Source organism: Methyloglobulus morosus KoM1, from assembly GCF_000496735.2.
In the GTDB taxonomy this organism is placed as follows: domain Bacteria; phylum Pseudomonadota; class Gammaproteobacteria; order Methylococcales; family Methylomonadaceae; genus Methyloglobulus; species Methyloglobulus morosus.
This window is the reverse complement of sequence record NZ_AYLO01000083.1, coordinates 1-19,916: the sequence shown is the minus strand read 5'-3', so window position 1 is coordinate 19,916 and position 19,916 is coordinate 1. Positions and strand designations below refer to the sequence as shown.

At 47.2% G+C, this 19,916-nt stretch carries 21 protein-coding genes; 2 read left to right on the top strand and 19 right to left on the bottom strand.

Annotation, left to right across the window (positions count from 1 at the left end; genetic code table 11):
• Positions 1–40 precede the first annotated feature (40 nt).
• Positions 41–793, top strand: a complete 753-nt coding sequence (locus MGMO_RS10830) for a hypothetical protein (protein WP_023495096.1) — start codon at positions 41–43, stop codon at positions 791–793.
• A gap of 10 nt (positions 794–803) precedes the next feature.
• Here the strand turns inward: MGMO_RS10830 and MGMO_RS10825 are convergent, their stop codons facing one another.
• From MGMO_RS10825 to tgt, 18 genes are all read right to left on the bottom strand, one after another.
• A complete protein-coding gene (locus MGMO_RS10825; RefSeq protein ID WP_023495095.1) occupies positions 804–1,454 on the bottom strand; it encodes a glutathione S-transferase in 651 nt (216 codons plus the stop codon).
• On the bottom strand, positions 1,399–2,736 hold the full coding sequence (gene mtaB, locus MGMO_RS10820) for a tRNA (N(6)-L-threonylcarbamoyladenosine(37)-C(2))-methylthiotransferase MtaB (protein ID WP_023495094.1): 1,338 nt from the start codon (positions 2,734–2,736) through the stop codon (positions 1,399–1,401). Before mtaB ends, MGMO_RS10825 begins: the two co-directional genes overlap by 56 nt.
• Entirely contained in the window at positions 2,736–2,894 is a 159-nt protein-coding gene (locus MGMO_RS19995) for a hypothetical protein (RefSeq protein WP_161808485.1), read from the bottom strand. The genes mtaB and MGMO_RS19995 overlap by 1 nt, the downstream gene beginning before the upstream one ends.
• Positions 2,895–2,942: 48 nt before the next feature.
• Positions 2,943–3,563 (bottom strand): hypothetical protein, encoded by a 621-nt coding sequence (locus MGMO_RS10815; protein WP_023495093.1) that lies wholly within the window; start codon positions 3,561–3,563, stop codon positions 2,943–2,945.
• Positions 3,564–3,777: 214 nt separating this feature from the next.
• On the bottom strand, positions 3,778–4,125 hold the full coding sequence (locus MGMO_RS19620) for a hypothetical protein (RefSeq protein ID WP_152976343.1): 348 nt from the start codon (positions 4,123–4,125) through the stop codon (positions 3,778–3,780).
• 351 nt (positions 4,126–4,476) lie between these two features.
• Positions 4,477–5,706, bottom strand: a complete 1,230-nt coding sequence (locus MGMO_RS10805; RefSeq protein WP_023495091.1) for a nucleoside recognition domain-containing protein — start codon at positions 5,704–5,706, stop codon at positions 4,477–4,479.
• A gap of 273 nt (positions 5,707–5,979) precedes the next feature.
• Entirely contained in the window at positions 5,980–6,474 is a 495-nt protein-coding gene (tpx, locus tag MGMO_RS10800; protein ID WP_023495090.1) for a thiol peroxidase, read from the bottom strand.
• Positions 6,475–6,496: 22 nt separating this feature from the next.
• Positions 6,497–7,888: a ribosome biogenesis GTPase Der gene (der, locus tag MGMO_RS10795; RefSeq protein ID WP_023495089.1), complete on the bottom strand. Its 1,392-nt coding sequence runs from the start codon at positions 7,886–7,888 to the stop codon at positions 6,497–6,499.
• 2 nt (positions 7,889–7,890) lie between these two features.
• A complete protein-coding gene (gene bamB / locus MGMO_RS10790) occupies positions 7,891–9,096 on the bottom strand; it encodes an outer membrane protein assembly factor BamB (RefSeq protein WP_023495088.1) in 1,206 nt (401 codons plus the stop codon).
• Positions 9,096–9,743 carry a YfgM family protein gene (locus tag MGMO_RS10785; RefSeq protein WP_023495087.1) on the bottom strand — a complete coding sequence of 216 codons (648 nt, stop codon included), beginning with the start codon at positions 9,741–9,743 and terminating at the stop codon, positions 9,096–9,098. The genes bamB and MGMO_RS10785 overlap by 1 nt, the downstream gene beginning before the upstream one ends.
• A gap of 126 nt (positions 9,744–9,869) precedes the next feature.
• A complete protein-coding gene (gene hisS / locus MGMO_RS10780; protein ID WP_023495086.1) occupies positions 9,870–11,153 on the bottom strand; it encodes a histidine--tRNA ligase in 1,284 nt (427 codons plus the stop codon).
• Between the two features lie 16 nt (positions 11,154–11,169).
• Positions 11,170–11,889 (bottom strand): type IV pilus biogenesis/stability protein PilW, encoded by a 720-nt coding sequence (gene pilW / locus MGMO_RS10775; RefSeq protein ID WP_235557269.1) that lies wholly within the window; start codon positions 11,887–11,889, stop codon positions 11,170–11,172.
• Between the two features lie 31 nt (positions 11,890–11,920).
• A complete protein-coding gene (rlmN, locus tag MGMO_RS10770; RefSeq protein WP_023495084.1) occupies positions 11,921–13,033 on the bottom strand; it encodes a 23S rRNA (adenine(2503)-C(2))-methyltransferase RlmN in 1,113 nt (370 codons plus the stop codon).
• Complete coding sequence (gene ndk / locus MGMO_RS10765; RefSeq protein ID WP_023495083.1) at positions 13,008–13,439, bottom strand: nucleoside-diphosphate kinase; 432 nt, start codon at positions 13,437–13,439, stop codon at positions 13,008–13,010. Before ndk ends, rlmN begins: the two co-directional genes overlap by 26 nt.
• Before the next feature lie 69 nt (positions 13,440–13,508).
• A complete protein-coding gene (gene secF, locus MGMO_RS10760) occupies positions 13,509–14,435 on the bottom strand; it encodes a protein translocase subunit SecF (protein ID WP_023495082.1) in 927 nt (308 codons plus the stop codon).
• Between the two features lie 42 nt (positions 14,436–14,477).
• On the bottom strand, positions 14,478–16,319 hold the full coding sequence (gene secD / locus MGMO_RS10755) for a protein translocase subunit SecD (RefSeq protein ID WP_023495081.1): 1,842 nt from the start codon (positions 16,317–16,319) through the stop codon (positions 14,478–14,480).
• 75 nt (positions 16,320–16,394) lie between these two features.
• Positions 16,395–16,739 carry a preprotein translocase subunit YajC gene (yajC, locus tag MGMO_RS10750; RefSeq protein WP_023495080.1) on the bottom strand — a complete coding sequence of 115 codons (345 nt, stop codon included), beginning with the start codon at positions 16,737–16,739 and terminating at the stop codon, positions 16,395–16,397.
• Between the two features lie 42 nt (positions 16,740–16,781).
• A complete protein-coding gene (tgt, locus tag MGMO_RS10745; RefSeq protein ID WP_023495079.1) occupies positions 16,782–17,897 on the bottom strand; it encodes a tRNA guanosine(34) transglycosylase Tgt in 1,116 nt (371 codons plus the stop codon).
• A gap of 232 nt (positions 17,898–18,129) precedes the next feature.
• Here tgt and MGMO_RS19615 point away from each other — a divergent pair, with 232 nt between their 5' ends.
• Positions 18,130–18,348, top strand: a complete 219-nt coding sequence (locus MGMO_RS19615) for a hypothetical protein (protein ID WP_152976342.1) — start codon at positions 18,130–18,132, stop codon at positions 18,346–18,348.
• Positions 18,349–18,404: 56 nt separating this feature from the next.
• Here the strand turns inward: MGMO_RS19615 and MGMO_RS10740 are convergent, their stop codons facing one another.
• Entirely contained in the window at positions 18,405–19,619 is a 1,215-nt protein-coding gene (locus MGMO_RS10740) for a DUF6161 domain-containing protein (protein WP_023495078.1), read from the bottom strand.
• Positions 19,620–19,916: the final 297 nt, after the last annotated feature.

The window sequence follows — 19,916 nt, the reverse complement described above, 5'->3', positions numbered from 1 at the left end:
GTTATTGCAAGTTTGATTGGTTTCTGCTAAGAGATGTTGTATGAATGACAGTCAAAAAAGAAAAAAGAGCCCTCGTGTACCCTCAATAGCACTGGATGATGCTATTGAGAGAGTAATGAGAGTTTATGAAAAGGAGAGATTACATGCCGCTCCAATAGAAGTAATTGCACAAGATCTTGGGTATAAAAGCGCGAATAATGGTGCTGCACTGGGAGTGATTGCTTCTCTTCGCTATTACGGCTTGCTTGAAAGACCCCAGGAAGGAAAATTATCTGTGGCAAAAGAGGTTGAAACCTATAAATTTTCACCTTCTGAGAATATGCGAAATGATTTGCTAATCAAATGGCTTAAGACCCCTGCCATATTTTTGGAGTTATTAGAAAAGTACGAAAAGAGCCTTCCATCAGATGCTGCACTAAAATATGATCTTATTCAACTTGGTTTCATTCCTACTGGAGCAGATTCAGTTATTCAAGTATTCAAAAAGTCTATTGAATACGCTAAATTTTTTGAACAGCCCACATTAGCTGAAAATGCAAATGAAATTAATAAATTCGAGAAATCGGAAATAAAAAACACTGAAGAAGTTAACGAAGAGCCTCTACCTAAAAGCGGTTACTCAGTTCCGAAAGTTGATAACTATAATGACCTAAGCAATGATCGAATCCCAGTACGTTTATCTGGTGGCAGGCGGGCTTGGCTAGAAATACCGACTCCTTTATATTCTGCTGACAAATTACGCCTTAAAGCTCAAATTGATCTTCTTCTTACGGATGACGAGGTGGAGAACTAGTAAAGCACATTTATTCTAAATCCGGTTTTGAATCGACATAATTAGACAATGCGTTCCAAACCGGATATTTAACCATTACCGATAGAAACAAATCTGATGCTAACAGCTTATCTAACCAGTTATTAAGATGTTGATAGCCTGAACAAACAAACCATTGGTTATCAACCGCCGCATACTGCCTGATAAAAGGGAAGATAGCGGTATCCGTTATTGAAAAACTGCTGCCGCCTAAAAAAGGATTTTGGCTAAGTTTATTTTCCAGCTCGGCTAAAAATTTTTCACCCTGGATTCGATAATAACTGACCGGAAACTCGGGATAACGGTCGGCGTATTTGTAGCGATCCAGATAATATTTGAAATCGCCATCGTTCCACTGGATTAGCTTTTCCGAGTCTTCTCCTGCATCCAGCCAATGTTCGGGGTCATGTTGCGCTAACGCCCAATGCATGATGTCCAGGCTTTCGTCGATAACCTTGCCATCGGGTAGTTGCAATACCGGCACTGTGCCTTTGGCAGAAATCGCCAGCATTTGCCCAGGCTTATGTCTTAACTGCACTTCCCTTATTTCGATGGGAATCCCGGCGTACGCAATCGCTAGTCTTGCCCTAATCGCATAGGGGCAGCGGCGGAAGCTGTAGAGGATGGGTAAGGTTTTTTTCATCTTGCTCTGCAAAAATATAGGTATCACTAACTGTTTTTAATGTTGCCAGCGTGGTATTGTTTTCCAGTGACTTATCTTTGCTGATTACACAAGCAACCTTAAGGTAATTGGGCGTATAGCCAAATATCCGTTGTTTGTTTGCCCCTACGGGTTCGGAATAGCCTTCCCACAAGACCGGGAACTGCTGGTCAAGATTGGCTCGATAGAACTTCAATCGCATGTCATCGCCAAGCTGGTGCAATTGCTGGCTACGGTGTTTTTTTATCGGTTCTGGCACTGGATTGGGCAAGGTGGCGGCTTTTGTCCCTTCACGGGGCGAGTACGTGAATATATGGAGATGACCAAAGCTGACTTGTTGGATAAACTGCAGACTTTCCTGCCATTCCTGTTCGGTCTCGCCCGGAAAGCCGACGATAATGTCGGTGGTGATATTGAACAGCGGATTGACCTGCCGTAGCCGGGCAATAATAGTGGTGAACTCCTCGGTCTTACAACGCCGTGCCATCCGCCGCAGCACAGAATCCGAGCCGCTTTGCAAGGGCAAATGCAAATGTGGCATTAACCTTGGGTAAGCGAACAGTTGGTAGAAATCGTCGGTCAATTCCCAAGGTTCGAGTGAACCTAACCTGATACGCGGAACAGAAGTTTCAGCAAGAATTGCCTTGATTAAATCGACGAGATTATTGCCTAAATCGCTGCCATAACCACCCAGATGCACACCTGTTAAAATGATCTCGTTGATGTTTTGCTGGTGCAAGGCATTGATTTCGGCTATTACTTCCTGCACAGATCGGCTCTTTTCCTCGCCTCGCGCCACGGTGACAATGCAAAACGTGCAGCGATACCGGCAACCGTCCTGAACTTTGACGAAGGCGCGTTGCCGTCCACGGGTAAACAGGGAGATTGCCCCGGGTTCTGTAGACATGGTGGGCATGGTGTCCAGGTTAAGTTCAGACAAGGCTTTATCAACTAACCGGTCTTTGTCCTTATTGCTGACGACCATATCTACGCCGAGCAAAGCTTCCGCTTCCTGCTGGTTTAACGTGGCGTAGCAACCGCTGACAACTAATTTTGCCGATGGATTTTCGCGGTGGACTTTACGGATCAAATGCCGGGACTTCCTGGCGGCATCCTGGGTAACGGCGCAAGAATTGATGACGATAAGGTTCGCTGTTTCCGCTTCTCTTGTCACTTCGTGACCGGATTTTTGGAAAGCCTGCGCCCAGGTTTCCAGTTCGGCTTCGTTAAGGCGGCAGCCTAATGTTTTTAAATGGACTTTCATCAAAATTCTTTTGTGTTGTAGGGCGGATTAGCCACGCAATACCACCAGACTTTAATAGACTGCTGTTCTTTGGGCGTGGCGTAATCCGCCATTTTGCGTTTCAGAAACCAAAAGCGGCTGGTTACGGCGCACCTAACCGCAATTGACAGCTTAAGCATGGCGGCAATGTGCGCCTAACCCGCCCTACGTGCTTCGTTCAGCACATCCTATGGCTCTTTTTCTCCCGCCAAGGCTAGGCGAGCAACTTCCTTTAGCATAATCATAGTCTTGCCAATTTCCTTTTCATCGTGTGTGAGCTCGGTGTTAGTTCCGTTGGCGCGGGCGGTCTTGAGTTTAAACTCACAATGTAATTTGCATGAATCGACAAAAGCTCGCTGTAGTTTCTTTAGATTTTCCCTTGAATCGTCGCTTCCGGTCCAGCCACCAAAAATAATGGTTTCCAATATCGTGGCAAACCAGTAGTCGCGAGCCATGCTAAAATAATAGTTTTTGTCTTCGATCTCTCTAGTGCTACCTATGAGCTTAGCAAAGTACTCACGATCCTCAACATCGAGATTTGTATAGAAGTGGTCGGTAACCAGCAACTCCACAACATGCGCAAATTTGCTTCTCAGCAGACGAGTCAATATCGACGAATTCGAACTGGAGGTGAGTTGCATAAGCTCGCTACGGATAGCCTTCCAGTCTTGCTTCTTTGCATTCGGATGATCACGATAGATATCGGCTGCTGAAGCGGTACTGCAACAGACCTCGCTGAATTCCTGCTCTGCGACTGCCAAGAATATGCGCTGATCCGCAGTAGGAAAAAGATTGCGAATCCATTTCATGATGAATATCCTCGCTCTATGTAGATCCCAAATAAAAACTTATCTTTGTTATCTGGACAGTTTACTAATTTTATAAATATAAACTAAATGATAATTAAAACAATTAATTAATCCATAGGCCGGTTTCGACGCGAAGCGGCAAACCGTCAAACACCAAGTCGCCGTAGGTAAAATCCGATTAATTATCAACTCCGTCCGCTCCGTTTATTACGTGTTAGGCATTAGGTAGCTCGTATTCATATTGGACCCATTGTTCACCCTTCCGTCCAAACAAACTCCATTTACTTTGGTCTTCTGCAGTGGCCCCAAACATCCACACCTCCGCGACTGGGAGTCTGGAAACATCTACGGTACTAAAATCTATACTGGTCTGCCTGTTGAGTTTTATTCCAACCACCAATTCTGATGAATCCACATACTTCCTTAGTTTATCAATAATCTGTTCTAGCGTTGTATTAGCGTTTGTGTATTCGGGCACCAATTCCTTCATTTGCACAGGCGCAAAATTTTGGATTCCATTATCTAACCATGTGAACACCGAATCGAAATCAGATTCTTCCACACGGCTAAACCGAATATCAAGATTTAGAGCACATGACAAAAGGTAACAGAAAATGGCCGTATCCCATGTCTCTCGCTCTGGTTGCAATGAATGTGTGCGTAAGTTCTTAACATTGTCTGGCAAGCTAGACTCAGAAACCAGCTTCCTCAATTCATGCAGTTTAGGTATTACCACATTTGGATCATGGTACTCGTACTTTGTCCACTGTCTCGGAACTCGCATCACGAATACCTTAAAGCGCGGTAGGTTGGGGTGAAGAACGAACCCCAACGAAACATGGGCAATTTATTTGTTGGGGTTCGCAAGCTCACCACCAACCTACGTATTGTCGAAGGATGAACGATCATTTGCTTAACCAAAAAACCAATAAGCGACAAAAATAGCGGCAATTATGCCGCCAAAATCGGCTATTATCCCACAGGTGGCGGCATGGCGAATATGCTTGATGCCGACCGAACCAAAGTAGATCGCCAATACGTAAAAAGTTGTTTCCGTGCTGCCTTGCACTATGGACGACAGTCTTCCGGCAAACGAATCCGCACCGTGGGTTTTCATCGTGTCGATCATCATCGCCCGGGCTCCGCTGCCACTAAAGGGTTTCATGAGCGCCGTCGGCAAGGCATCCACAAAGCGGTCGTCCATACGGAATAAATGCACGATACTACGCGCACCGTCCGCCAACAAATCCAACGCGCCACTCGCCCGAAACGCGCCAATAGCCACCAACATGGCAACCAAATAAGGAATAATCGTAATGGCGGTCTGGAAGCCTTCTCTTGCACCTTCAATAAAGGCATCGTAGGCATTCACTTTTTTGTAAATGGCACCGCAAATAAAGGTGATGACCAGCGAGAACAGGATGACATTACTCATCAAGGCGGATTGCGCCAGCATTTCCTGCTGCGGCAAGTGGGCAAAATAACTGAGTAAGCCACCTACTGCCAAGGTAAATCCCGCCAGATAGGCCAAGATAACCTTGTCCAACAGATTAATCTTTTGCACCGCCGCAACAGCCAATAAGCCAGACAAGGTGGACATGTAAGTGGCAATCAAGATCGGGATGAATACATCGGAAGGGTTAATAGCGCCCAATTGGGCACGGTAGGTCAATATCGTCACTGGAAATAAAGTAACGCCAGACGTATTTATCACCAGGAACAGGATTTGCGCGTTGCTGGCGGTATCCGGGCTTGGATTTAAGGTCTGCAACTCCTTCATCGCCTTAATGCCCAATGGCGTGGCGGCATTGTCCAAGCCCAATGCATTGGCGGAGATATTCATGACGATTGCCCCCAAGGCGGGATGGTCTTTAGGGACATCGGGCATCAGGCGACTAAATAAAGGTGTGAGGCATTGCGTCAAAAGTTGGATGAAGCCGCTGCGTTCACCAATCCGCATGATACCTAACCACAACGCTAACACTCCCGTTAAACCCAAGGAAATCTCAAATGCGGATTTGGATTGGCTGAAAAGCGCTTCCATGAGCAGGGCGAAAACCTGCTGGTCGCCAAACACAATTAGCTTGACTAATGCGGTGCAAAAAGCGGCGAGGAAAAAACAAATCCAGATGATGTTAAGCACGATAGGAGTGGGTAGGAAATTTCTGCCTATTTTAGGCCCTATCGCCCAAAACCGTCTGGCCTAAACAAAAAAGGGCCGATCCATCCGTTGGGTCGGCCTTTAAATGTAGCTTACTAACAAAGAGGGAATCTAAATTCCCGAATGAATTGTGGTACGGTTTGGGCGATGTTTTTGTGAACTGGGTCACAAATTGGGTCTTTTGGCACATTCTGAATGAGGGCTCTGTGCTATTTCTGAGAAGCCGTTCACGCTTTTTGGCTTTGATTAAAATGGCTATAACGCCGCTAAAGCAGTTTCGTAATCCGGCTCGTGGGCAAGTTCATCGACCAACTGGGTATACATTACTTTATCGTCTGTGCCTATGATGACAATTGCGCGGGCAGTCAAGCCAGCAAGAAAGGTATCGGTCAGCTTGACCCCGTAGTCGTCGGCAAAGCTGGAACGGAAAGTGGACAATGGGATGACATCCTTCAAGCCTTCAGTTTCGCAAAATCGGCATTGGGCAAACGGTAAGTCGGCGGAAATGACCAATACAACGGTATTTTCCAGCTTGCTGGCCTTTTCGTTGAATTTTCGGGTGGACATCGCACAGGTTGGCGTGTCCAGGCTGGGGACGATGTTCAAGACTTTCTTTTTTCCGGCGTATGTCGCCAATGTTACGTCCGCCAATTTGCCGTTGACTAAGGTGAAATCAGGGGCTTTGCTGCCAACGGTAGGGAGTTCACCAGAGGTATGGAGCGGATTGCCTTGAAATTTGATGGTAGCCATGATGAATGCCTTTTACGTTAAATTATTCTTTAGTCTTTCTTCGCCTGATTAAGCGTTTACGTTTTTCTACTTGCCTATCGCTAAGCTTGTTTTTTTGTCCCTGGAAGGGATTGGTTGGGGATTTAAACTCCAACCGTATCGGTGTCCCGGACAAGTGTAATTTAGTCCTGAAATAATTGGTCAGATAGCGTTTGTAAGAAATCGGCAGCGCGTCGGTTTGTGTGCCGTGGATAATGACCACAGGTGGATTGCGCCCGCCCTGGTGCGCATACTTCAGCTTAATGCGGCGATTGCCGACCAACGGCGGTTGGTGTGCATCGGTTGCTTCCTTGAGGATTCGGGTCAACATCGGCGTGGACATATTGACCATCGCCGAATCGTACAGGGTGTGGACGACATCGAACAATTTGCCGACACCGCTGCCATGGAGGGCTGAAATGGGATGTTTTTCGGCAAATTCGAGGAAAGAGAGCTTTATGTCGAGTTGGCGATGAATATTGGCTTTTTGGTCGACGCTTAATCCGTCCCATTTGTTCAGGCCAATAATGAGGGCGCGACCCGCTTCTAACACCAAGCCCAGCAAATGGGCATCCTGGTCGGTAATGGCTTCGCTGGCATCAATCAAGTAGATCACGACATGCGATTTTTCAATGGCCTGCAAGGATTTGATAATGCTGAATTTCTCGATGGTTTCCGAAACCTTGGACCGGCGGCGCATACCTGCTGTGTCTACCAAGGTAAACCGTTTGCCATTGCGTTCAAAAGGAATATAAATGCTGTCCCGGGTCGTGCCGGGCTCATCGAAAACGATAACCCGTTCTTCGCCTAACAACCGATTGACCAAGGTTGATTTACCGACATTCGGCCTGCCGACCACGGCAATACCGATTCCGCCTTGGTTGTCATCAACGGCTTCCTTATCGGGTGGCAACAGTTCGTTAGCCCTTTCCAATAATTCGGGGATACCTCGCCCGTGGCTGGCTGAACACGCAATAGGTTCACCCAATCCTAAAGAATAAAAGTCATTCATTGCCGTGCCGGCATCAATGCCGTCAACTTTATTGGTGACCAATACCACGGGCTTGGCGAGTTTGCGCAAAGTGTCGGCGATGACCTTATCGGAAGCGCTCAACCCTTCGCGCGCATCGACCATAAAGAACACGATGTCGGCTTCTTCTAACGCAATTTGGACCTGTTTACGTGCGAGGTTTTCTATGCCTTCGGCATCATCCGCTATTCCACCGGTATCGACGATAAGGCAAGGCCTGTCGCCGTGTTTTAACCGACCATATTGACGATCCCGCGTCAGGCCAGGGAAATCGGCAACTAACGCTTCCCGGCTACGGGTAAGATAATTGAATAAGGTGGATTTACCCACATTGGGGCGGCCTACTAAGGCAATAACGGGCAACATGGTTATCGGGCTTTTAAGGCGGCTAAAGTACCGTCTTTGGCATAAATATAAACGGTATCGCCGACTACAATCGGCTTGGCATCAATGGCATCTCCAGCAACTTGCACGCGCCCCATCAGCCGCCCGTCCGTACTGCTCAGCCAATGGACATAACCTTCAATATCACCAACGACGACATAACCTTGATAATGGGCAGGTGACGTTAATTTACGGCCATGCAAATCCTTTTGCTCCCACAAAGACGAGCCGGTGCGCTTATCCAATTGCAGCACATGACCAGAAGAATTTGAAATATAAAGATATTGGTCATCCTGGCTTAAGCCGGTATGGGAGGAAACGGCTTCATTGCGCCACAACACATCGCCGTCCAGGATTGAAACAGCGGCAGTACCGCCGTTATAACTCGCCGTATAGATTACGCCGCGTGATTCAATGGGATCGACATCTATATCGACCAGACGCTCCACTTCTGAGCGACCCTTGGGGATGGTGACGCTGGCTTCCCAAACATATTTGCCGTCGTCCAAGCGCAAGGCCATTAACTTGCCGTTATCGTAGCCTTCAATGAGGGTGTCTTCGATGATGAGCGGAGCGCCCGTGCCGCGGACTGTCAGTGCGGGGACGTTATGTTCGTAGCTCCAAATTTTTTGTCCCGTTTTTTCATTCAAGGCGATTACTGAGCCATCGGTAGTGCGTAAGATAACGATGCCGTCGGCAACCACGGGGACTGACAGTACCTCGCTGGTTACGGAGGTTTTCCAAAGCGTGCTTCCGTTTTCAATGTTTAATGCGATGATTTCGGCATCGTTAGTGCCTAAAATGACGGACGTAAGCCCTAAACCCGGGCCTCCTGAAAAATGTACGGCATTCTCTTTTTCGTCTTCAATTTCAACTTCCCAGGCCAATTTTCCGGTGCTCAAATCTCTGGCCTGCACTAATCCATCCCTGTCCGCAGCAAAAATCCTGCCGCTGCCTATGGCCGGAACCAGTTTTAAAGTTTGTCCGTCCGTACCGATTCCCACACTTTCTTTCCAAAGTATGTCGGCGTTAACTTCCGGTGAATATTCGGTGAGCGGACTGGGCGGGTCGGCATTATCTGCCCCGCCAGTAAAATAGTCCTTAATGCCGGACATGGATTCGCTGGCCCAATCGAAAGCGGAACAGCCTGATAGCATCAGGCACAAGAATAACGGAAGGATAAAGCGCATTATTTTTTGGCTTCGACTTTTTCTGGTGTGGTCAGGTCATCAATTTTAAGCTGCAACAACGGTGACTGATAGCCGTTTTTAAGTGCTTTTTGGTAAGCCGTGCGGGCTTCATCCAAACGGTCTAATGCCACATACAAGTCGCCTACCAGTTCATCGTAATTATCGGAGAACTTTGCGGCTTCAGCCTGATCGACATCGTTGATGATTTGCAGGCCTTGTTCATATTCGCCGCTCGCCAGCATCAATTTGACCAACCTGATTTTGGCGATATGGCTTAATTCCTTATCTTTGCCGTCAGCGATTTTTTTCAGGATTTCTTTGGCTGCGGGTATATCGCCCTGCTGAACCTTGAATTTCGCCTGGAACAAACCACCGTAAGCGGCATAGTTGCTGTTTCCATATTGTTCCTGCAAGCGTTTTGCCAGCTTATCCACTGAATCCTTTTGGTCGGTTTCAGCCGCTTTAAGCAATTGGTCATAAAGTGCGGAAGCTTGGTTAGCCTGTTCTTTTTTGTGATCTTGCCAGTAGTTCCAGCCAATGATGATGGCAATACCCAATGTAACACCCACAACTGTTGATGTGCCGTTTTCTTTCCACCACCGTTTTAACGCTTCAAGTTGTTCTTCTTCTGTTTCGTAAATTGCCACTGTTGTTCTCTGGTTAATTTATTGAATTTTTTGGATTCTATCATTCATTTCATCTGAATGTTATTCGGATAGACAAAATGTTGATGCTTGTTTTATGCTCATAAGCCAGCTTCGGTTAAGCTTTTGTCACTGACATTCCTGGAGTTGCTGTTGCAAAAAGCTGATGGCCTGATTTTGTGGCATGGTCTGTTGTTCAAGCCCTTTCCTCAGGCATTTGATGCTGACCTCTCCCTGTTCAGCTTCGTCATCGCCTAGAATAATGGCGAATTCCGCACCCATTTTATCCGCTTTTTTGAACTGGCTTTTAAAACTGCCACCCTCAGCCGATATTTGCAATTTTAGGCCAGGGATTTCATTTCTAATGGTTTCTGCAAAACGTAAGCCCTCCCGCTCCGCTTTCTCGCCCACCCGTACCATATAAGCATCAACGGGTTTCGCCACTGGAATATCATTGCGCAGTTCCAGCAAAGCCAGCAAGCGTTCCATGCCCATGGCAAAACCGACGGCATGGTTAGGTTTGCCGCCTAGTTGTTCGATAAGGCCATCATAACGTCCCCCAGCGCAGACCGTACCTTGCGAACCGAGTTCGTCGGTCACCCACTCAAAAACAGTAAGGCTGTAATAATCCAGGCCACGGACCAATCGGGTATTAATTTCGTACGCCACACCTAAATCTTCCAGCGTTGTGGCAATAGCCTTGAAATGCGCCAAACTGTCAGCGCCCAAGTACGCCATCAGTTCAGGGGCGTTGGCAATAACGTCCTTCATTTCAGGGTTTTTGCTGTCGAGAATCCGTAAGGGATTGGTATGCAACCTACGTTGGCTATCTTCATCCAGAATGTCCTTATGCCGCTGAAAATAAGCGACCAGGACTTCCCGATAGGCGATGCGCTCGGCAATCGTCCCCAAGGAATTCAATTGTAAGCTGACCTTATCGCGTATGCCCAACCGTTTCCATAAGCGGTGCATCAGCAAGATCAATTCGGCATCAATATCGGGGCCGGACATGCCGTAGGTTTCTACACCCAGTTGGATAAACTGACGATAACGACCTTTCTGCGGCCTTTCATGCCTGTACATAGGGCCGTAATACCACAACCTATGGGTTTGATGGTGCAACAGGCCATGTTCCAAACACGCCCTTAAACACCCTGCCGTCCCCTCTGGCCTAAGCGTCAGCGAATCCCCGTTACGGTCTTCAAAGGTGTACATTTCCTTTTCTACAATGTCGGTGACTTCGCCGATGGAACGCTTGAACAATTCCGTTTTCTCGACGATAGGCAAGCGGATTTCACTGTAACCGTAGCTGGCTAACACTTCTTTGATGATACCTTCGGCATATTGCCAAAGCGGGGTTTGTTCCGGTAGGACATCGTGCATCCCACGGATTGCTTGAATATTGGTTGCCATCTACCGAATCAATTGTTTAGCGAATGCCTGCCACTTGCTTGGCTTCATTGGAATTGGGGAATTTATCGAGCAATAAAGTCCGGTATTCATTGGCAAGCGACATATTGCCCAAAGCTTGCTCGGTTTGAATGCCAACCCATAAGGTTTCTGCCGTATGGTTCGCTTCGCTCAAATAGCTTTGCAAGTAATCTTCCGCAGCTTTGTAGTCGCCCATCTGATAACTTATCTTTTGCATTTCAAGCAATGCCGCCGAATATTGGCCATTCATGTTTAATGCCCGTTTGAGCAGTGCGATGGCTTCTGGACGTTGCCCCATTCCCAAATGGCAACGTGCGGCATTGGTTAAAGCCATCCACTGCCTATCATTTAATAGATTTGACGAAGCTGTCGTCAGTAGCGCCAATCCCCTGTCGAATTGCCTACGTTCACAGAGAAATTTGCCGTAATTATTTTGTATGCCAATATCATCCGGCGCTAAGCCCAGGGCAGCTTCATAATGTTGCCTGGCTTGGTCGAAATGCGTGATTTTTTCGTACAGGAACGCCAATGCACTGTGTGCCTTTGCGTTATTGGGGTCTTTTTCCAGCGCCAGCAGCAGATTTTCCTTAGCTAATTTCAGCTTGTTAAGATCCATGTAGCGGATACCCAACTGCAAATAAATTTCCGTCGGCTTTTCTGCTTCGGGGGTGGTATCGGAAAACCAGGAACACGCCGATAACGTCATTACGAGCACCATAATCCCAACTCGGGCCATGATATCAGTCGATTTACGCGGCATGTTCGACACTCGCCGTTTTTAGTTTCAGGTGCCTGCGACTTTTGTCGGCGACTTGCCCGACCAGTTGGCCGCACGCTGCATCAATGTCTTCACCGCGGGTTTTCCGCACGGTGGTCACAATGCCGGCATCGTTCAATAAGGTCTTGAAACGATGGATGGCATTGTTGCTGGAACAGGTGTAAACGGAATTGGGGAATGGGTTGAACGGGATCAAGTTCAGTTTTGACGGCACGGTCAAGAGCAGCTTAATCAAGCCGTATGCGTCCTCGATTGAATCATTGATGCCATTCAACATGACATACTCGAACGTAATGGTGCGCCTGGGCGCCAGTTTGGCATTTTCCCTGCAGGCTTCAAGCAATTCGTCAAGAGGATATTTCTTGTTGATAGGGACAAGCACGTCACGCAATTCGTCCGTTACCGCATGTAATGAAACCGCCAAGCTGACATCGCATACTTCAGTTAAGCGGTACATGGCAGGCACTACGCCGGATGTACTGATAGTCACCCGCCGTTTGGAAAGCCCATAAGCAAAATCGTCCATCATCAGGTTCATGGCGGCAACGACATTGTCAAAGTTCAACAACGGCTCGCCCATGCCCATCATGACCACATTGGTGATTTTTGCTTCTTGTCCCAAGCGGTCTTGGGCGATCTTGACTTGGCCGATAATTTCCGCCGTCGTCAAATTGCGGTTAAAGCCTTGTTGGGCGGTCGAGCAAAAGGTACACGCCAAGGCGCAGCCGACTTGCGAAGACACACACAACGTGCCGCGATTTTCTTCAGGGATAAACACCGTTTCTATACGGTTGCCGCAACCCGTCTCGACGACCCATTTGCGTGTCCCGTCGCTGGCAAGCTTTTCCAGCACGATTTCAGGTGTCGTTATATGGCAGTTTTCTTTTAGATAGGAACGCAACGCTTTGCTGAAATTGGTCATCAGGTCGAAGTCAACAATGCCTTCTTGATAAATCCATTTCAATAATTGGGTAGCGCGGAAAGGCTTTTCGCCTAACCCGACAAAGAAAGCCGTTAGGCCTTCCCTGTCGAAATCCAGCAAATTCAATGACGTTTGCTTAGCGGGTGCGAGGGCAGAGTTCATCGTTTGAGAAAAAATAAGCAATTTCCCGTTCGGCGGTGGCAAGTGCATCCGAGCCGTGTACCACATTTTCGTCGATGCTGTCCGCGAAATCGGCACGTATCGTTCCAGGTACGGCTTCTTTTGGGTTGGTGGCCCCCATAATTTCACGGTGCTTTAGGACAGCGTTTTCACCTTCCAGGACTTGCATAATGACGGGGCCTGAAACCATGAATGCGACGAGATCCTTAAAAAAACCACGCTCTTTGTGTTCTGCATAAAAACCTTCGGCTTGCTCTTGGCTCAGGTGCAGCATTTTGGCGGCAATAACTTTAAGCCCATTTTTTTCAAAACGGCTGTAAATTTCACCGATGATATTTTTTGCAACGGCATCCGGCTTGATGATCGAGAAGGTGCGTTCTATCGCCATATTTTTTGAAACTCCAATATTATTAAATTAATGCATTATTATAACCGAACCATTAGGCCTAAGACTGAATTAAGGCATACCATCCAAATGTGCGCCTTCTTTTTCCGGGACGATCAAATCTTCTGGGCTGACACCCAAAATCAAAGCCGCAGGGCTGGCGATAAAAATGGATGAGTAAGTACCGAAAACCACGCCAAACAACAGGGCAATAGAAAAATTATGGATGACTTCCCCGCCTAAGAAAAACAGCGAAACCAGCACCAAAAATACGGTCATTGAAATCATGATGGTACGGCTTAGGGTGTCATTGACCGCGATATTCATCATATCTTCGGTCGAAGTCTTACGCATTTTCCTGAAATTTTCCCGAATCCGGTCATAAACAACGATGGTATCGTTTAATGAATAACCGATCAGGGCAAGGATGGCCGCCAACACCGTCAGGTCGAACTCCAGGGCGAATACCGAAAATACGCCCAATGTTACGATGACATCGTGGAAGGTCGCAATAATCGCTCCTACGGAAAATTTCCATTCAAAGCGCACCGCCACATAGACCAATATGGCTACTGTTGAGTACAGCAAGGCCAAAAAGCCGTCCGTTGCCAGGTCGTCACCGACTTGCGGCCCTACAAACTCGACACGACGTAAACTGGCTGGCGTAGTTGTGTTTTTGTTGATGGCTTCCAGCACCTTATTGCTCAAATCTGCGCTATTGACCCCTTCTTGAAGTTTCAGGCGAATGAGGACATCTTTGGAAGTGCCGAAATTCTGCACGGTAGCATTCGTAAACCCTGATTCGTCTAAAGTCTTACGAAGTACTGCCAGGTCGGCGGTTTGTTGATAGCCAACTTCAATCAGCGTGCCGCCCGTGAAATCAATGCCCATCTGCAAGCCACGCACCGCCAGTGAGACAATCGCAATCACCATCAGGATGCCTGAAAAGGTCATCGCAATTTTTCGGTTACCAATAAAATTAATATGTGTAGTTTTCATAGTGCTTGTGAGTTGTTGCAGGATAAAGGTTATTTGTTGGGCCTAAATAGATAGTTTCTCTACCCTGCGGTTGCCATAAATCCAGTTTATCACCATCCGGGTGCCGGCAATGGCGGTAAACATGGAGGACAAAATCCCAATGATCAGTGTCACCGCAAAACCTTTGACCGAACCCGTACCAAAAGCGAACAACACCACAGCAACCACCAGATTGGTGACATGCGAATCCAAAATTGTCCCGAATGCCCTGTCATAACCCATGAAAATAGCGGTTTGTGGGGGGTGGGCATTCCTGATTTCTTCTCGTATCCGCTCAAAGATCAAGACGTTAGCGTCTACGGACATGCCGACAGTCAGGATAATCCCCGCGATACCGGGCAAAGTCAGCGTCGCCTGCAGCATCGACAAAATGGCCACGACGATGACCACGTTAAAAGCCAACGCAATATCGGCAATCATGCCGAAGACTTTGTAATAACCCGCCATCAGCAAGACGACCAAAACAAAACCCACAACAAACGACAAAACGCCTTTATTGATGTTGTCCTGCCCTAAACTTGGGCCTACGGTGCGTTCTTCGACGATATCTACCGGAGCCGCCAAAGCGCCCGCCCTGAGCAATAGGGCAAGATTTCTGGCTTCTTGTGGGCTGTCCAAGCCTGTGGTCTGGAAACGCTTGCTAAAGACGCCCTGAATGGTCGCCACGCTGATGACTTTTTCGACCAATTCCTTATGACGGATTTTTTGCCCATCGACCAATTTGGTCTCAACCTTGTTTTCGATAAATACGACGGCCATTGGCTTACCGACATTGGCTTGGGTCAGTTTGCCCATTTTTGCTGCGCCCACGCCATTCAAGGAAATGAATACCGCAGGCCGCCCGTCTTGGTCCATACCGGATGACGCATCCACAATCTGGTCGCCCGTGACGATGACGCGTTTGTCCAGCAGTACGGCATTCTTGTTTTTGTCATAGTACAACTTGCTGCCGACCGGTACATGGCCTTCAACCGCCTTTTGCACGTCATGATCGACATCGACCAAGCGGTATTCCAAGGTCGCAGTCGTACCCAAAATTTCCTTGGCACGGGTGGTGTCTTGTACACCGGGCAACTGCACGACTATCCGGTTGTCGCCTTGCTGTTGGATGACCGGTTCGGCAACGCCCAACTCATTGACCCGATTCCGCAAGGTCGTCATGTTCTGCGCGACGGAGAATTTTTTCACTTCACGTGCATCGGCATCTGACATCTTTGCCCATAATTGGTCTTGCTCAGGTGGCTCGGTAACCTTCAGCCCCCTGAAATCCTTGTTCAATATGTCGAAAACAGCCGCCTTATCTTCGGCGGATTTTAACTTAAGTCTAATATAGCCACTGTCTTTGGATACGGATTGGTAGCGTATTTTCTTATCTCGCAATGCCAACCGCAGGTCTTCGGTGTATCGTTCCTCGGCTTGCTTGACCGCCGCATCCATATCGACTTCGAGCAGGAAATGCACCCCGCCGCGTAAATCCAGGCCCAAATACATGGCTTTAGCGCTGATGGATCGCAACCAGTGAGGCGTCGTTGGTGCAAGGTTTAGGGCAACCGTTCCGTCATTGCCCATTTGATCCCTGAGCAAGTCGGCAATTTTCAACTGGTCATCGGTATTGTTGAAACGCACCAAAATTCGGCCATCCGTAAATTCAAAGGCTTTTGGTGTGACGCCATTCGTTTTGATGCTGGCTTCGATTTTGTTGGCCTGATCTTGGGTAAGGGTGTTGGTGGATGACACCTGTACAGAAGGGTCTTCGCCGAACAGGTTAGGTAACGAATAAATCAGGCTGATGAGGAAAATGCCCAGTATCAACAGGTTTTGCCAAAGAGAGTAGTGGTTTTGCATGTGTTATTCCATCAATTAATCTGCACGGGGATTTACGGTTATTCCCCAGAAAACCCTGCGGTGTAATACGGCCTGTTAAACATTGGCCTTTTTAGTGACGGCCTTATAGGTGCCTTTAGGCATCATGCTTTCGATGCTTTGGCGTTGTACCTGGATAAAGAGATTGTCGCCGACTTCCAGTTTAACGAAATTATCATCGAGATCAGCGACTTTACCCAAAATCCCGCCCGATGTGACGACTTCAACGCCTTTTCCCATGGCCGCCAGCATTTGCTTTTTTTCTTTGGCGCGTTTCGCTTGTGGACGCAGGAACAGGAAATAAAAAAACACCAGAATACCAGCCGGGAACAATAGCCCTTCCATGCCAGGTGATTGCGCGGCAGGTGCAGCGGCTAAAGCGTCAGAGATAAAGAAACTCATGGTTATCCTCAGTTTTTAAGCATGTTGTGAGATAATTTCCCATTATGCCACAACTGGCGCAACTTTTCCTCGTTGTTGGTAAAACCGCTTGACAAAAAATTCCAGCTCTTTATTTTCGATGGCATCCCGCAGTTCTTGCATTAGATTCAAGTAGTAATGCAGGTTATGTAGGGTATTCAGCCGAGACCCCAGCATTTCCTTGCATTTGTCGAGGTGGCGCAGGTAAGCGCGGGAATAATTGCGACAGGTATAGCAGGTACAGCATTCGTCGACGGGATTAGTGTCGAATTCGTATTGGCTATTCCTAATTTTGACCACGCCGAAAGTGGTAAACAAATGGCCGTTACGGGCGTTACGCGTCGGCATCACGCAATCGAACATATCAATTCCGCGCCTGACGGACTCCACCAAATCCTCCGGCGTACCCACTCCCATCAAATAACGGGGCTTATCGGCAGGCATAAGCTTGTGGATAGCATCCAGGGTCTGCATCATTTCTTCTTTGGGCTCGCCCACCGACAGGCCGCCGATAGCATAGCCATCAAAACCGATGTCAACCAAGCCGTCTATGGATTCTGCGCGAAGATGCTCGTACATCCCGCCTTGCACGATACCAAACAAGGCATTCGGATTGTCGCCGTGTGCGTTTTTGCTGCGCTGTGCCCAGCGTAAAGACAAGCGCATGGAGCTTGCGGCTTCGTCCACGGTTGCAGGATACGGCGTACATTCGTCGAAAATCATCACAATATCCGAACCCAAATCCCGTTGCACCTGCATGGATTCCTCCGGGCCCATAAAAATCTTGCTGCCGTTTATCGGGGATTTGAACGTCACGCCTTCTTCCGTGATTTTCCTCAAATCGCCCAGGCTGAACACCTGAAAGCCGCCGGAATCGGTGAGAATCGGCTTTTGCCAGTTCATAAACCCGTGCAAATCTTGGTGCGCCCTGATTACATCCGTACCTGGACGCAGCATGAGGTGAAAAGTGTTGCCCAGGATTATTTGTGCGCCCAGGCTAGTCAAGTCGTCCGGGGTCAGCGCCTTTACCGTGCCGTAGGTGCCGACGGGCATGAAGACGGGGGTTTCTACAGTGCCGTGGGTTAGGGTTAATTGACCTCGGCGGGCATAACCGTCCTGTGTTGTTAGTTTAAATTCCATTTTTTTATTGTAACTGATGGAGGGGTTTGTTGATGCGGTTGTTATGTAAATTACGTTCGTGGTGAGCTTGTCGATCCACGAACGGAATCGATATCCCCTCGCCCCTTGTGGGAGAGGGTTAGGGTGAGGGGTATTTAGGTGTCGCTACCGCGACTATTGATTTTTATGTGGGTTCTCGTACCTACGGACGAGATACTTTTCTTTGCGTGGATGAGCGACATGGATGTTGTGAATGCGGAAAATGCAGGAGCACAATCCGCCAAAGAAAAGTATCCAAAAGAAATCCGCCCGATGCCGCTTACTTCCTGCGCTTCTCGCATTTATCGGGGGTTGTCAAAAGGGATTCCCTGTCTCTTTGACAACGTGCGGCATCCCTGCCGCACTCCTACGGGCTATTCCCGATAAATGCTCCGATGCTCGGCGCGGCATACGGGAATGGGTGGATTTTTAAATGTAGGATGTGCTGAACGAAGTGTCTCGTTCGCTGACGCATCCTATGGCTTTTGTTTATTTTTGCGAATGCTTAAATAATTCGCCAATTCCTGGCATTGTTGGTCCAGATTCAGAAGCAAGAAGCCCGGTTTCAGACCTGCTGAATAATGCTTGTAGAACTATGTCCCTAGATGCCTCACCAATCTCTCTGTCTTTACTTAATGACAAATAAAGATAAGTAAGTAGCTCACGTTCTTCCGCATCCCTCATCAAATGAAATGAGCTAAAAATTAGTCTTGATAATGTCCTTACTAAGAATGCATAAATTGCCAATATAGAACCGAAAATAACTACACCTTGGATCGTGTTTACATTCATAGCAATTTCATGACCACCAAGCCACGAAACATATAAATCTCGGAAATACAGAATACCTAATAAGACAAATGAAACTAATGCTAAAAACCATAATCCGCCTTGGAAACCATATTTTTTTGCCGCTTTTTTCCAATAAGTTGCTGGTTTTTCTAGCCTTAATTTTTCTTGATAAGTATTTTCTAAATCGGAAACTCGAGTTTCGCAATCCTTCATGTACTTATTAAAGCCCTCTTTATTGGTATCCTGTGATGTTTTGAAATCTTTAGCCGTATTAATTAACCAATCTTGCCAACCATTTTTGATTTCAGTATCCCAGTTTGAAAAGTTGTCTGTGAAGCTTTCAACTTTACCAATAAGTTGAGTAGTTGTTTCGTCTAATGTACTTCTAAGATGCTCCAGTGAGGCTTGTTCACTTATGTGCCTTTTCGTCAAATTAGAGTCTTGATTTAAAAACTCGTAAGCAAGCACTGAACCTAAGAAAGATTCACCATTTGTTATGTTGGAAGCTTGTTTCCTTAAAATTAAATCTAGAAAAGCAGTTGCTGCATTTTCTCCAAATATTTCATAACACTTTATAAATTGATTAGAAAATGGATGCCCACTCCAAAGCCAACTGCTTTGTAATGAAATACTTTGGAATAAATTGTTTAGCTGTTGATTCAGTTGGTTTTCATCCCAACTGTCTAAAATATTTTCCCAACCTTCTATAGTGCTTACTGCGTTAGATAAAATACCATGAGCATCTAAATGTTTATGAACATTAGATGTATTGTTTTGTGGTGAAATCGCAGCTCTTTTCTCCTCCCAATATTTAGCTTCGGCTTTTAAGAAATCTATTAATTCTTTTAATCCCTCAAAAGGCCAGTTTTTATTGGAAACATCACTAATAGCAACAGATATTTTTCTGTTCATAGTAAACTCCATAATTAATCAAAGAGTTGCGGAGGCATAGCGCTGTAGCTTGGGGGGCACAAACCCTAACATAACACGAACCATTAAATTTGTTGAGATTCATAAGCACGGTAGGTTGGGGTGAGGAACGAACCCCAACATGACCCGATCATAATAATTGTTGGGGTTCACAAGTTCACCCCAACCTACAAGTGCCCGCCATCTCCCGTATGCCGCGCCGAGCATCGGAGCATTTATCGGGAATAGCCCGTTAGGGGTGCGGCAGGGATGCCGCACGTTGYCAAAGGGACAGGGAGG

Excerpts from the sequence above, each read along its gene's own strand:
- MGMO_RS10830 (WP_023495096.1), top strand. The coding sequence starts at position 41 with ATGAATGACAGTCAAAAAAGAAAAAAGAGCCCTCGTGTACCCTCAATA.
- MGMO_RS10825 (WP_023495095.1), bottom strand. The coding sequence starts at position 1,454 with ATGAAAAAAACCTTACCCATCCTCTACAGCTTCCGCCGCTGCCCCTAT.
- mtaB (WP_023495094.1), bottom strand. The coding sequence starts at position 2,736 with ATGAAAGTCCATTTAAAAACATTAGGCTGCCGCCTTAACGAAGCCGAA.
- MGMO_RS19995 (WP_161808485.1), bottom strand. The coding sequence starts at position 2,894 with ATGCTTAAGCTGTCAATTGCGGTTAGGTGCGCCGTAACCAGCCGCTTT.
- MGMO_RS10815 (WP_023495093.1), bottom strand. The coding sequence starts at position 3,563 with ATGAAATGGATTCGCAATCTTTTTCCTACTGCGGATCAGCGCATATTC.
- tpx (WP_023495090.1), bottom strand. The coding sequence starts at position 6,474 with ATGGCTACCATCAAATTTCAAGGCAATCCGCTCCATACCTCTGGTGAA.
- der (WP_023495089.1), bottom strand. The coding sequence starts at position 7,888 with ATGTTGCCCGTTATTGCCTTAGTAGGCCGCCCCAATGTGGGTAAATCC.
- bamB (WP_023495088.1), bottom strand. The coding sequence starts at position 9,096 with ATGCGCTTTATCCTTCCGTTATTCTTGTGCCTGATGCTATCAGGCTGT.
- hisS (WP_023495086.1), bottom strand. The coding sequence starts at position 11,153 with ATGGCAACCAATATTCAAGCAATCCGTGGGATGCACGATGTCCTACCG.
- pilW (WP_235557269.1), bottom strand. The coding sequence starts at position 11,889 with ATGGTGCTCGTAATGACGTTATCGGCGTGTTCCTGGTTTTCCGATACC.
- rlmN (WP_023495084.1), bottom strand. The coding sequence starts at position 13,033 with ATGAACTCTGCCCTCGCACCCGCTAAGCAAACGTCATTGAATTTGCTG.
- ndk (WP_023495083.1), bottom strand. The coding sequence starts at position 13,439 with ATGGCGATAGAACGCACCTTCTCGATCATCAAGCCGGATGCCGTTGCA.
- secF (WP_023495082.1), bottom strand. The coding sequence starts at position 14,435 with ATGAAAACTACACATATTAATTTTATTGGTAACCGAAAAATTGCGATG.
- secD (WP_023495081.1), bottom strand. The coding sequence starts at position 16,319 with ATGCAAAACCACTACTCTCTTTGGCAAAACCTGTTGATACTGGGCATT.
- yajC (WP_023495080.1), bottom strand. The coding sequence starts at position 16,739 with ATGAGTTTCTTTATCTCTGACGCTTTAGCCGCTGCACCTGCCGCGCAA.
- tgt (WP_023495079.1), bottom strand. The coding sequence starts at position 17,897 with ATGGAATTTAAACTAACAACACAGGACGGTTATGCCCGCCGAGGTCAA.
- MGMO_RS19615 (WP_152976342.1), top strand. The coding sequence starts at position 18,130 with ATGCGGAAAATGCAGGAGCACAATCCGCCAAAGAAAAGTATCCAAAAG.
- MGMO_RS10740 (WP_023495078.1), bottom strand. The coding sequence starts at position 19,619 with ATGAACAGAAAAATATCTGTTGCTATTAGTGATGTTTCCAATAAAAAC.